This window comes from Psychroflexus salarius (genome assembly GCF_900129035.1).
GTDB classification, from domain to species: domain Bacteria; phylum Bacteroidota; class Bacteroidia; order Flavobacteriales; family Flavobacteriaceae; genus Psychroflexus; species Psychroflexus salarius.
On record NZ_FQTW01000001.1, the window covers coordinates 596,480 to 610,051 of the forward strand.

Annotated in this window: 10 protein-coding genes; 2 read left to right on the top strand and 8 right to left on the bottom strand. The window is 33.8% G+C overall.

Translation table 11 applies throughout. The features are described from left to right. Positions 1–76: 76 nt before the first annotated feature. The 3 genes from menD to BUB82_RS02685 are packed head-to-tail and all read right to left on the bottom strand — an operon-like array spanning position 77 to position 3,396. Positions 77–1,804, bottom strand: coding sequence for a 2-succinyl-5-enolpyruvyl-6-hydroxy-3-cyclohexene-1-carboxylic-acid synthase (menD, locus tag BUB82_RS02675; RefSeq protein ID WP_073191663.1), 1,728 nt, complete (start codon positions 1,802–1,804; stop codon positions 77–79). 51 nt (positions 1,805–1,855) lie between these two features. Next, positions 1,856–2,971 carry a chorismate-binding protein gene (locus BUB82_RS02680; RefSeq protein WP_073191666.1) on the bottom strand — a complete coding sequence of 372 codons (1,116 nt, stop codon included), beginning with the start codon at positions 2,969–2,971 and terminating at the stop codon, positions 1,856–1,858. 2 nt (positions 2,972–2,973) lie between these two features. Further along, a complete protein-coding gene (locus tag BUB82_RS02685) occupies positions 2,974–3,396 on the bottom strand; it encodes a PaaI family thioesterase (protein ID WP_073191670.1) in 423 nt (140 codons plus the stop codon). 44 nt (positions 3,397–3,440) lie between these two features. Here BUB82_RS02685 and BUB82_RS02690 point away from each other — a divergent pair, with 44 nt between their 5' ends. Further along, on the top strand, positions 3,441–4,082 hold the full coding sequence (locus BUB82_RS02690; RefSeq protein WP_073191883.1) for an alpha/beta hydrolase: 642 nt from the start codon (positions 3,441–3,443) through the stop codon (positions 4,080–4,082). Positions 4,083–4,111: 29 nt separating this feature from the next. On the opposite strand, the gene BUB82_RS02695 is transcribed toward BUB82_RS02690, so the two are convergent. Further along, complete coding sequence (locus BUB82_RS02695) at positions 4,112–5,905, bottom strand: T9SS type A sorting domain-containing protein (protein WP_073191673.1); 1,794 nt, start codon at positions 5,903–5,905, stop codon at positions 4,112–4,114. 107 nt (positions 5,906–6,012) lie between these two features. On the opposite strand from BUB82_RS02695, the gene BUB82_RS02700 reads away from it, so the two are divergent. After that, positions 6,013–7,431 (top strand): hypothetical protein, encoded by a 1,419-nt coding sequence (locus BUB82_RS02700; protein ID WP_083574452.1) that lies wholly within the window; start codon positions 6,013–6,015, stop codon positions 7,429–7,431. A gap of 112 nt (positions 7,432–7,543) precedes the next feature. Here BUB82_RS02700 and katG read toward each other — a convergent pair whose 3' ends face one another. From katG to BUB82_RS02720, 4 genes are all read right to left on the bottom strand, one after another. Continuing rightward, positions 7,544–9,820 carry a catalase/peroxidase HPI gene (gene katG, locus BUB82_RS02705; protein WP_073191676.1) on the bottom strand — a complete coding sequence of 759 codons (2,277 nt, stop codon included), beginning with the start codon at positions 9,818–9,820 and terminating at the stop codon, positions 7,544–7,546. A gap of 209 nt (positions 9,821–10,029) precedes the next feature. Beyond that, on the bottom strand, positions 10,030–12,030 hold the full coding sequence (ligA, locus tag BUB82_RS02710) for an NAD-dependent DNA ligase LigA (RefSeq protein ID WP_073191678.1): 2,001 nt from the start codon (positions 12,028–12,030) through the stop codon (positions 10,030–10,032). A gap of 87 nt (positions 12,031–12,117) precedes the next feature. After that, on the bottom strand, positions 12,118–12,993 hold the full coding sequence (locus tag BUB82_RS02715; protein WP_073191680.1) for a sterol desaturase family protein: 876 nt from the start codon (positions 12,991–12,993) through the stop codon (positions 12,118–12,120). Between the two features lie 57 nt (positions 12,994–13,050). Further along, positions 13,051–13,500 carry a methyltransferase family protein gene (locus BUB82_RS02720; protein WP_073191682.1) on the bottom strand — a complete coding sequence of 150 codons (450 nt, stop codon included), beginning with the start codon at positions 13,498–13,500 and terminating at the stop codon, positions 13,051–13,053. Positions 13,501–13,572 lie beyond the last annotated feature (72 nt).

The window sequence follows — 13,572 nt, forward strand, 5'->3', positions numbered from 1 at the left end:
GGTCTTTTTTTTGCAAAGGTACACAAATATTAAAGAGCATTAAATTTAACCTGAAAGGCAATTCAACTCGACTTTACTAACGAAATAAATGCTTATTGATATATTTAAAATAATTCAACAAAATCTGGTCATTTACTTCAGTAGGTGTAAATATTTCTAGAATTTTAGGCTTTTGTGAGGTTTCAAAAAATGAGCTCAACTCAACTTCCAACTCATTTAAATTTTCTGCACTAAAATAGCTTAACCCAAACATTTTACTTAAATGTTTAGCTGTTAATTGATGCCTTGTCTCGAAATAGGTATGAAAATAATCGGCTTGCTTATCTCCTGGCAAGATTCTAAAAATACCACCGCCAGAATTATTAATTACAATAATTTTAAAATCAGATGTTAAGTAATTATTCCATAAAGCATTTGAATCGTAAAAAAAGCTTAAATCTCCAGTAATTATTGTGGTAGGATGCTGGCTTGCTAAAGCATAACCAATTGCTGTAGATGTACTGCCATCGATGCCACTAGTACCACGATTTGAAAAGGCAATGAGTGGTGTTTTAGAATCGAATAAATTGGCATATCTTACAGTTGAACTGTTTGCAAAATGCATATGCTCGTTTTTTGGTAAGGCACTAAAAACTGAAGCAAACACTTTGAAGTCTGAATAATCAATTTCTTGAATATAGCGTTCTCGAATTGTTTCAATTCTTGTTTTTTGTTGATACCAATGCTCAAAATAGTTTGATTCTACAGGCTGAAGTTTTGCAATAACTTGTTTAGAAAACTGCTTAACAGTTGACTTTAAGTGAATCGGATTTGTAAAAAAAGTGTCTAAGCAACGTTGCGGATGAACTTGATAATGCGCTTTTGGTTGATAAGTCCTTAAAAATGATTTTAATTTTTTACTTACCAACATACCACCTAAACTCAACAATAGGTCAGGTTGAAGTCCTTTAAAATAAACTTCAGCATCATCTAGCTGTTCTATAGGAGCGATTAAAGCATCAATATTTTGAAAGAAATGCTTGTGAGCAATATTTGAAGTCACTTCAGTCATTACGATTACTGAAGGATCATTTGCTAAAGCTTCAACTAATTCTTTAGTAAAATCGAAATTAGAATTAACGCCAACTAACACGAGTTTTCTTTCAGCTGAATTCCAATCATTTACAAATTTTGAAACCAATTCTTCAGTAATTTTATTGATTTCAGGAAATTCTATAGCCGAAAGCGATTCAACTTCAGGAAGTTGGTTTTCAGTTGTATGATATAAAGGCTCATCAAAAGCCGCATTAATATGTACTGGTAATTGTTGCTGATAAGCAGTTAAAATGGCCGCTTGAACTTCAGTCTTGTTAAAATTAAAATCTTCTACTGAAATTTGTTGATGTGTATCATCTTTAAGATTAGCTGCATAACCAACATGTTCGCCAAAAAAATGGCGCTGCTTAATCGTTTGGCCATCGCCAATATCTAAAAGGTGACTTGGTCGATCTGCAGATAGAACAATTAAAGGTAATTGACTGTAGTATGCTTCTGTAACCGCAGGATAATAATTAGCCAATGCCGAACCCGATGTACAGATAACGGCAACAGGTCTTTGCAAATGCTGCGTCATACCTAAAGCAAAAAAAGCAGCCGAACGTTCATCAACAATACTGTAAGTATTGATACTTGGATGACTTGAAAACGCAATAGTTAATGGCGCATTTCTTGATCCTGGCGAAATAACAACATGATTAATATGATTAAGCTCAAATGCTTTTACTAAAAGTTGTGCTGTAGCAATGCTTGAAAACTGTTGGCTCATAACACAAAGATAAGAGAGTCTGCAAGTTTAAACAGAAACTAGCTCAGCAATTTAAAGCACATTTAACATCGTTTGCGCCTTATTACAGGTTTCTTGCCATTCGGCTAATGCATTGCTTTTACTTGTAATACCTCCACCGACATAAATATAACAAGTCGCATCTTGAAAAGACATACAACGCAAGTTGACAAATAAATTTGAACTGGTTTTTAGACTTTTAAAAACTTGATTTTCTATATTTTGAGGGCGATTTGAACGTTTATTTTCAGACTTAAAATTAAGCTCACCGAAATAGCCGCTGTAAAACTGACGGTTGTAAGCTTCGTTTTGTTCTAAAAATTGTTTAGCAAGTTGAGTTGGTAAACCACAAACCGCTGGTGTAGGATGCAATTGAGCAATGACCTGTTGCAAAGATTGAGACTTGAGCTTAGCTTTGATTGTTGTTTTTAAATGAATTAATTGTCCTGCTTTAGATTCTGAGCGTTCGCTTTGATGTAATGTTTTTACATAGGGCTTTAAGTTATCAAGAATATGCTGTGTAACTAAATCTTGTTCTTCGTACTCCTTTGAAGTAAAAGGTTGAGCTGATAAGTCAGATTCATGTCTTGTACCAGCTAAAGCTACCGTTTCTAGATTTTGATGCTTTACTTTAAGCAGAGTTTCTGGTGAAGCACCAGCCCATAAGCCTACTTTGGGGTGGTACCAGACGTATGTCATGGCGTCTGGATAAGTTGCCGTTAAGCGATGAAACAAATCGCTTACCTGAGGCACTTCAACTGGTAATTCTAAAACCCTTGACGTTACAATTTTCTTTAGTTCAGTTTGTTGAATACTGGCAATAGCTTTATTTACTAGTTCTTGATAAATTTCCGCTTGACGGGCATCTTCTTTATAATGAAACCCTTTAGAAAATGGTTGCTTTTCTAAAAACATTTGATGCGGAAAACTAAAACTATTGGTTTGCTTATGTGGAAAAATAATAGCCTTTTGAGATACATCAAAAGGTGCAAACACAAAACCACTTTCATTTACAGTATCATTTAAGTAAAAAAGTTCTTGATCGGTTTGAGTCATCAAATTAACTTCGGCTTCTTGCGGTTTATGATACAGTACAAATGGTAAATTTGCTTGATACTGTCGCTCTATAAGTTCTTTAAATTGTTGCATGGTTAAGCTTTTGGTAAGGCGATAGTCGTCAATTTTAAAGCTGAAATTAATTGTCCTTCAGCATTGGTTAGTTTAATATCCCAGACCTGAGTTGTGCGACCGCGATGTATAAACTGAGCTTTGGCAAAAACATCTCCTTTTTTCACGCTTCTAACATGATTAGCTGATATTTCCAGTCCACGAATCATGAATTTAGATGTATCTAAAAACACAAAACAAGCTGCACTACCAACACTTTCGGCAAGAGCGACCATGGCGCCTCCGTGCAACACACCATCTGGTTGATGAACTTTAGGTGTTACTGGCATTTTAGCTGTTAAAAAGTCTTCACCAACATCTATATAAGTAATTTCTAGTGTTTCCATCAGTGTGTTTGGTGTGACAGCATTGCAGGATTTAAGAATTTCAGACTTTGATTTATTCATGTTTTATGTTTATTTGCATTGTAAAATTACAAAAGCTTTTGCAAATGGCTACTGATGAAAACAAAGTGAATTACACAACAACCAATACCTACTCAACTCTAAATAATTTAAACTCTAATACTGAGCAAGTTTGGATTGCATGCCATGGTATTGGTTATTTGAGTAGATACTTTATTCGGTATTTTAAAAATTTGCCTCAGCAGCATTATATTATTGCACCACAAGCGCCAGCAAAATATTACCAAACAAAAGATTTTAAATATGTTGGAGCGTCTTGGCTCACTAAAGAACAAACGGCATTAGAAATAGAAAATGTGCTGAATTATTTAGATGCGGTTTGGCAAAACGAAAATTTGAAAGATTTACCATTAAATTTGATGGGATATTCACAAGGCGTTTCCATAGCCATGCGTTGGCTGGCAAGACGTAAGTTGGTTTGCAACAACTTAATTATTCATTCGGGTAGCATTCCTAATGAATTTGAACCAGACGAATTTAAAGGTAAAGTAAACTCTAAAGTTCATTTGATTTATGGAAATAAAGATGAATATATTTCAGGTGAAAACTTAGAAACTCAGTTGAAGTTAGCAAAAGAATTATATAGCAATCAGCTTGAAATCCATGAATTTGATGGTATACATGAAGTTAACCAAACACTCCTGAAAGATTTGGCTGAAGGTTTTTAGTTGAAGCCAGTAGTATAACAACTTAAAAATTAATTAGTTTTAATAACTTTTTTAAAATAGCTATTGTTATTTAAGCTCAATTTTAAGACATAAACACCTGATTTTAAATGCGATAAGTTAATAGTTTTATTTCTAGGTTTTTGGCTAAACATAAGTTGAGATTTTAAATTATAAACTTCAACTAAGTTAATATCTGCTGTGGTATTAAATTTAATTTTAGATTTAAAAGGGTTAGGATAAACTTGAAGTTCAGGCGAGTCAAATTCATCGTGATTTAAAGAAACTTCATTAAAAACTAAACTAAAACGATTTGTACTAACCGAAGCTTGAATATTAGAGTCTACTTGAAAATTATAAGTATTAACTTCATTAAGGCTAAGTTGTGTTAATGAATTTAAATAATGATCCCTCAGATAAACTTGTTTTTGATTAAAATTGCTAAGATCTACCTCTAAATTATAATTAGTTTTTCGATAATTATTGGTAAAAATAGAAATTGTATCTGATTCTAATTCAGCTATTTTAGCAAGATTAGTATATTGTTGATTTACAATTACCGCAATATTTTCATCGTTATTGAAAAGCTTAGAAGCTAATATTGTACCAAGCGCATTAAATTTCAAAACTACAGCATCTAAAACTTCAGATGTTTGGTTTGATTTAAGATTTAAAACTATTTGTTCTGATAGACTTAAAATTTGATATTGTGGTTCCGTGTTGTTTTTACCTGCTTCTTCAAAGTCTATTGAAACATTGCCTGCACCGCTAGCTTGAATAAAAATAGACTGCCAAGGCTGTAAATATTGGTTTGCAGGCGAATCTACGTTATTATTTGTGTTATCACTTAAATCTACGGTCACATAAGCTCCCCTTGTATTAATTGTGGGATCGTAAACATAAATAAAGTTTGTGTTTAGACCGGTGCTAGATTGCAAAGCCGATTTAATATCTATTACTGAGTGATAAGGATTTCCTATCATGAAGAAATTGTCAGCTGAATTAGCTGTAAAATTAAACGAATGTGTTCCTAAAGTCGGGTTACCTCTTAAGCGTAAGGTTGTTGCAGGACCAATAGCAAAATTAGAATTCAGACTTGAAGCTCTGCTACCTCTAATTAAAAGCGTATAAGTTTCACCTTTAGAAAGTGTTTTAGTATTTGTATTATCAAAACTATCCCAAGCGAAATTAGTATTATCCCATTGATATGCTGAAGCGTTTCCAGTTAAAGTAGCGTCAAAGCCTAACAAGCCTTGAGCATTACCAGTAATATGTGTGCCATAACCAATTGAATCGTTGAGGTTATCTTCAGGATAATCTGTGCCTGTGTTGTTTTGATTTTCTTGCAAATTGTACCTGACAGAAGCTGTAGTGCTAACAGGTGAGGAGAAATAACGAAATGCACGATTACTTTGTGGCAAATACTTTTCTACAATAAAATTGCCTTCTATTGTACCACCGCTACTTTGATTTATAATAGCTGTTAAAGTATCGCTACTTTTTAAAGTTAAACGTTCATTAGCTTTTAGATTACCACCATTTATTTTAAAATTTCTTATCACCGATTGATAACCACTTACAATTTCAACTGTATTAGAAGTTTTATTGATTGATAAGTTCTCTATCATTCCATCACCTTTAATTGATTGCAATTTCCCTTGAGAAAACTCGATAAAATCACTTCCGACCAATAAACCATTATTGTTCAAATCACCCAAGATATGTAGCGTTGAATCAATTTTAACTTGTTGAGCACTTCCCACGTAAAATTGAGAAAATACACTTGATTGAATAAAAAGTAAAACTAATAGTATTAATAATCGCATAGCTTTTTTTTATAAAAATAATATAATTTTAGCAAAAAATATTAATTTAAAGCAAATATCATTAAAAAAAATTGTAATTTAAACCTATTAATATTAAAACCTCAGCCATGAAAAAGTTATTAATCTTACTTATTTTCCCTTTTTTAGTTAGTGCACAAATTGGAATTGGTACTGAAAATCCTGATGCTTCAGCCATATTAGAAATTAAATCTACAGAAAGTGGTGTGTTGTTACCTAGAATGACGACATCAGAAAGAAATAGTATAGCTACTCCAGCTGATGGGTTAACAGTTTATGATACAACTGCTAATAGTTATTTCTACTACGATGGTGATCTAGCCGAATGGTTAAGCTTGTCTAGCTCAAAAAACATTAGAGACAATTATGTGATTGTTAAATCTGAAAGTGATTTTCCAGAACCAACTGGAGGCGTTATTACCTTAAATGAAGATACTTATTACGAAATTAATGGTCTTATCACTTTAACAAATACGATAGATTTGAACGGTGCTTATCTTGCGGGTAAAGATGTTGGCGAAGATATCCTCTCTAGAACTTCCGGGACTATAATCCAATCAAGTGCAGGTGGTCTTATAAAAAATATTAGCCTTAATGGTGGACAAACATTTAATATCACTGGCGGAAGCTTATTAACAATTCAAAACTCAATTATATCAAACGCCACTACAGTTGGCAGTATAAGTAATGTTGGAGTGGCATTTTTAAATATTCTTCAATATACAAATAACAGTGATGGTGTTACATTTAGTGACATCAATACGTTATTATTAAACAATCAAGCTTGGCTAAGCTCTAATTCAGGTGTTTATGAGACATATTCTGGTACTTTTGACTTAATCCAGAAAGTAAGTGGTTTTTTTGATGTAAGTACAGGAAATACCGCCATAGATGTTTCTTCAAACCCAAATGTTACGAATGGTGTTATTTTAAATACTGTATTTAAAGGCACTGCCACTGATTACATTAATGAATACACAACAGGTGCTGGCATCAATTTTAACAAATCTTGGTATATCAATTCTCCAGGAATTAAAAATGAATATGATGATATTGCAACTGGTAATATTTACTATGATGGTAGCCTTTCAACAGGGTTTGGCCAAGAAATTGATGGTGTTTCAGGTGTAAAGTTATCAGGTGATACATCAAGCTCTTCATTGCTGAGGTTTGACACAAATTCGCAAAGTAATCGTTTAAGATATATTGGTAAAACAACAAGAAATTTTAGCTTCAAAGCAAGCTTGAGTGTTAGAGTTGCTGAAACTATAGCTGATTTTTATGCGTTTTACATTGTTAAAAACGGAACAACCCAAATTCTTAATAGTAAATCAATATTTTATAATGACAACAATCTAGTTGTAAAAAGTATTAGTTTATCAGGAAATTTAGAACTTAAAGAAAATGATTACATTGAAATTTACGTAGAGCGTTTAACCAATAATATCGGGCTCTTAAGTAGTTTAAGCAGCTTAGTTGTGTTTTCAATGAATTTAACTATAGATTAAAAGCGCCTAAAATAAAAATCTTCTAAATTTAAATATTACTAACTATTCTCTAAAAATTATAAAAGCCAGCGTTTACACGCTGGCTTTTAAATTAATAAACAATCAAAAAACACTACATTTTCAAATCAAAGCGATCTAATTGCATTACTTTAGACCAAGCAGCAACAAAATCTTTTACAAACTTTTCTTGAGCATTATTTGCTGCGTAAACTTCAGCAAGCGCTCGAAGTTCAGAATTAGAACCAAAAATCAAATCAGCTCTTGTGGCTGTCCACTTCACTTCACCAGAGTTACGATCAACAATTTCAAATAACTCATCATCTTCAGAAATTGAACGCCATTTATAATCCATGCTCAATAAGTTCACAAAGAAATCATTTGTTAAAACACCTTCTTGGTCTGTAAACACACCGTGATTCGAGTTGTCATAGTTAGCACCAAGTACTCGCATACCGCCAACTAAAACTGTCATTTCAGGTGGTGTCAAGGTTAGCAGTTGTGCTTTATCAACAAGTAATTCTTCAGTTGAATACGTGTATTTTTTACCGCTATAGTTTCTAAATCCGTCAGCATAAGGCTTTAAAAATTGCATCGATTCAACATCGGTTTGTTCTTGTAGCGCATCCATACGACCAGGCTGAAAAGGAACTGTTATTTCAATGCCAGCGTCTTTTGCTGCTTTTTCTATCGCCGCATTTCCAGCAAGAACAATTAAGTCTGCCATTGAAATTTCTTTTCCTGACTTTGCTTTGCGGTTAAACTTTTTTTGGATTTTTTCTAATTCAGAAATAACCTTATTTAATTCTTTAGGGTTATTTACTTCCCAATTGCGTTGCGGCTCTAATAAAATATGTGCACCATTAGCGCCACCACGTCTATCAGATTCACGATAAGTTGAAGCTGAAGCCCAAGCGGTTTTTACAAGTTCACTGGTACTTAAATCTGAATTTAAAATTTGTTTTTTAAGTGATTCAATATCATTTGAAGTCACTAATTTATGGTCAACAGCTGGAATTGGGTCTTGCCAGATAAAATCTTCTTCAGGAATTTCAGGTCCGATATAAGAACTTTTAGGTCCCATATCACGATGTGTTAATTTAAACCAAGCTTTTGCAAAGGCATCTTTAAAAGCATCTTCATCTTCTAAAAAGCGTTTAGAAATTTTCTTGTAAACTGGATCTTTAATTAATGCTACATCGGTTGTTAACATGTAAGGTTTCTGCTTTTTGTCTTCATCGAAGGCATGCGGTATAATAGCTTCAGCATCTTTAGCAACCCATTGGTGTCCACCAGCAGGACTTTTCATTAATTCCCAATCGTATTTGAATAAGAATGTTAAATAGTCGTGGCTCCATTCCGTTGGTGTAGATGTCCAAGTCACTTCAACTGTAGAAGTAATTGCATCTGCACCTTTACCTGATTTATATGAACTCTTCCAGCCTAAACCTTGTTCTTCAATAGGCGCAGCTTCTGGTTCAGGTCCCATGTGATGGTCTTCTGCTGCTGCATGTGTTTTACCTAAAGTGTGACCACCTGCAATAAGAGCAACTGTTTCTTCATCATTCATACCCATTCTAGCAAAAGTAACTCGAATTGCTTCTGCTGCTGCTAATGGGTCTGGAATACCATTTGGACCTTCAGGATTTACATAAATTAAACCCATTTGTGTTGCTGCAAGCGGATTTTGTAATTCGCCATCTTCTTCAAAACGCTTTCTTTTAAGCATTTCAGATTCTGGTCCCCAATAAACATCTTCTTCAGGCTCAAAAACATCAACACGACCTGCTGCAAATCCAGCAGTTTCAAAGCCCATATCTTCTAATGCAACATTACCAGCTAAAATCATTAAATCAGCCCAAGAAATTTTACTGCCGTATTTTTGTTTGACTGGCCAAAGTAAACGTCTGGCTTTATCTAAATTAGCATTATCTGGCCATGAGTTTAGTGGTGCAAAACGCTGTTGTCCTGAGCGTGAACCACCACGACCATCGCCGGTTCTATAAGTTCCAGCGCTATGCCAAGCCATTCTAATAAACAAACCACCATAATGACCGAAGTCTGCTGGCCACCATTCTTTAGAGTCTGTTAAAACTTTTCTGATGTCTTCTTTCAGTGCAAAATAATCTAAGCTTCTAAAAGCTTCAATGTAGTTAAAATCTTCTCCCATAGGGTTAGATTTATCAGCGTTTTGTCTTAAAATGTCAAGATTTAACTGATTTGGCCACCATTCTTTGGCCTCCATTTTTGCCTTTGATGTTTGGTTTTTTGCGTTTGACTGCGCATTGGCTTGAGCAGATAAATAAGGACAAGCTTCAATGCCTTGTGATGCTGGTTGAGCGAAGGCTATTGAAACAACCAACACCATCACTGATGTTAAAAATTTATTCATGATATTATTTTTTTAATTAATGAATCAAAAATAAATATACGAATATCTAAAACAATAAGTAAATCATATTTTAATACAATGGTTTGATAAGCTAACCTTATAGTTGTGAATTAGCGCTGTGTGATGTCTTTAAATAATCTATAAATAATTTGATTTATCCAAGGCTAATCCTTTCATTTACCTTGAGTTTAAAATAGCACTTAAGTGGTTTACTCCTGAACCAATTCTAAAAAATCGCTTTCAGAAATAATTTTGACGCCTAAACCTTCAGCTTTTTTGAGTTTACTTGGCCCCATTTTATCGCCAGCGACCAGATAATCAGTGCTTTTTGAGATTGAGCTGGTATTTTTAGCACCATTAGTTTCAATTAAATCTTTTAGTTCTTTTCGGCTAAATTTTTCAAAAACACCTGAAATTACAATTTTAAGTCCTTTCAATCGGTCACTTTGTTTAGCTTTTTCCGTCTCAGAAATTTGCATTTGTAAGCCGTGCTTTTGTAACCGAGCCACTAGTAGCTGATTGTCATTATCCTTAAAAAATGTGACTACCGATTGTGCGATCCGTTCGCCAATTTCATCAACTTGGGTAAGTTCTTCTTGAGTAGCTTGCATTAAAGCACTGATAGATTGATAATGTTTAGCTAAGGTTTTGGCAACTGTTTCTCCAACATAGCGAATGCCTAATGCAAATAATACGCGTTCAAAAGGTACTTGTTTAGAAGCTTCAATTCCTTTAATTAAATTTTCTGCTGACTTTTCAGCCATCCGATCTAATGGTAAGACATCTTCTTTTTGTAAAATATATAAATCGGCATAATTTTTTATTAAATCAGCATTAACCAATAAGGCCACTGTTTCGCCACCTATACCTTCTATATCCATAGCTTTACGAGAAATAAAATGCTGAATTCTACCGATTACTTGTGGCGGACAAGTTTTAGTGTTTGGGCAAAAATGAAGTGCCTCGCCTTCTTGTCTTACTAATTCTGTATGACATTCAGGACAAGTTGAAATATATTGCGTAGGCTTAGAATCTTGATACCGTTTTGTAAAATCTACCCCAACAATTTTAGGGATAATTTCGCCGCCTTTTTCAACAAATACGTGGTCATTAACACGAACATCTAGTTTCTCAATTTGGTCAGCGTTATGCAGGGAAGCGCGTTTTACAGTGGTTCCAGCTAACTGAACTGGTGTTAGATTTGCCACAGGCGTTATAGCTCCTGTGCGACCAACTTGATAGGTGATTGTATTTAAAACTGTGCTTACCTGTTCTGCTTTAAATTTATATGCCATTGCCCAACGTGGCGATTTTGCCGTATAACCCAGTTCATCTTGTTGATCTAAATTATTGACTTTAATAACTACACCATCGGTTTCATAAGCTAAATTATGACGCGCTTCATCCCAATAATTAATAAACTCTATAACCTCATCAATTGAATGAACCAACTTTGCTTCATTAGGAACATCAAAACCCCAATCACGAGCTTTCTGCAAACTCTCAAATTGTGTTGTAACTGGTAACTTTGTTCCTGTTAAATTGTAAAGCAAACACTGCAAAGGGCGTTTGGCAACTTCAGCACTATCTTGTAATTTTAAACTGCCAGAAGCTGTATTTCTAGGGTTTGCAAAAGGATCTTCACCTTGTTCAATACGTTCAGCGTTTAATTTCGCAAAGCCTTCATAGGGCAAAACAATTTCTCCTCTGATGTCAAAGCGTTCTGGAATATCTGTTCCTTTTAGCTTTAATGGTACATTTTTTATTGTCTTTATATTGGCGGTCACTTCATCGCCTTGGGTACCATCACCTCGTGTAACAGCTCTAAAAAGCTGACCGTTTTGGTAAGTTAAACTTATTGAAGCGCCATCATATTTCAATTCACAAACAAAACTGATGGGTTGTTCTATTTGCTTTTTTAAACGGCTTTCCCAATCTAACAAATCGTCTTTGGAGTACGAATTTGATAAAGAGTACATGCGAAAATCATGAATAACCGTTGGGAAATTTTTGGTAACCTGACCACCAACACGTTGAGTTGGTGAGTTGGAATCATACAATTCTGGATGTTGCGCTTCTAATTCTTGTAGTTCTTTTAGTTTAATATCAAACTCATAATCGCTAATTTCAGGTTGATCTAAGACATAATAATTGTAATTATGCTGATGCAGTTCTTCGCGAAGTTGCTGAATTTTTGACGCTATATCCATTCAATTAATATTTTTGATAAAAATACAACTTCGATTAAATTGACTCAAAATTATAATTCAAAAACTGATGTCATAAGTAGAAAAGATTTATTTTTCTTTAAATGGTTGCATTAATTGACCAAAAAAGTCTTGTGGGTAATCTTCTACTTTTTCAAAACCTAAATTAATATTTTTACCTTCTTTCGGAATGTAAGCTGTTTTAAAAATATAATCCCAAATACTCAAAGAAATACCAAAATTCATTCCGTAGCTGTGCGACTCTGGTAAAGCTTTAGAATGATGCCAAATATGCATTTTTGGGTTATTAAAAATATAACCTAACCACCCATAATTCCATGGCAAATTGGCGTGATTTAAATGACCGATAAACACACTGAACATATGCACCACGAAAAATTGCTCAATACCGAACCCAATCATCGCTAAGGGAATGTATTGAACAGATTTATAGATAATAGTTTCCATAAAATGAAATCTAAAATGAGCTGCAAAACCCATTTCTTGCACACTGTGATGAACTTTGTGAAATTTCCATAACCAAGGTTGTTTATGAAGTTGTACGTGAACAAACCATTGAATAAAATCGGCGACAACAAACATGATTAGAAGTTGTGACCAAACAGGCATACTTTGCAGTTCTATGGCTACGATGTTAGAAATACCAAACCAAGCCAAAACATCATTAAATAAGTTAACACCGATGTTTGATAGTGCATTGTAGCCAATTAAAGAAAATAGAAAAAAGTTGAAAAAAATATAAAATACATCGAGCCAGAAACCTTTGCGCAGAACTTTTTGTCCCTTTCGCCAAGGCAATATAATTTCAAATAAAAGCACCAATATTGAAAGTGCCAATAACCAATAAAAGTAATTGGTTAAATGTGGGTTGGCAATTTCTGAAACTAAGTAATTAAAATAACCTACGAAAGATTCTTCAACTATATTTAGATACTTCTCTAACATATTACAAAAATAGACATTCTATGCCCTAGTAATTGTAACACAAATCACAAAAAGCCTTTAAAACTTCGGAAAAAAACGACCAGTTTTAGATTGATAGGCTTTATAGTCAGGAAATTTTTTGCGCAATAATTGTTCTTCATAAGTAGATTTAAACCAAAATAAAATAAGTAGACTAAAAGAAATTATAAGTTTCCAGCTATTAGAATTTAACATTGCATAACTAAAACACACCAGAAGAATGGCTGTGTATATGGGATGCCTGATATATTTAAAAACACCTGAAGTCATTAATGTTGAATCATGTTTAGGGCTCGGAAAAGGCGACAAATTAGTGTTTAATTGAAGTAAAGCCAGCAAACCGATTATAACACCTATGCCAATAAAAGCCCACCAAAACCAGCCCGATACATCTATTAGTAAAGAAACTTCAATTTGTACGGGAATCACATACAAAACAAACAATACGGCTTGCAAACTAACGTAAATTAAATCTTTCAACTTTGGCATCATTCAAATTTAGGTCAATTCCTTCGATTACTGACAATTATCATTTATAAGGCCTCAATTTAAAGCTAATTT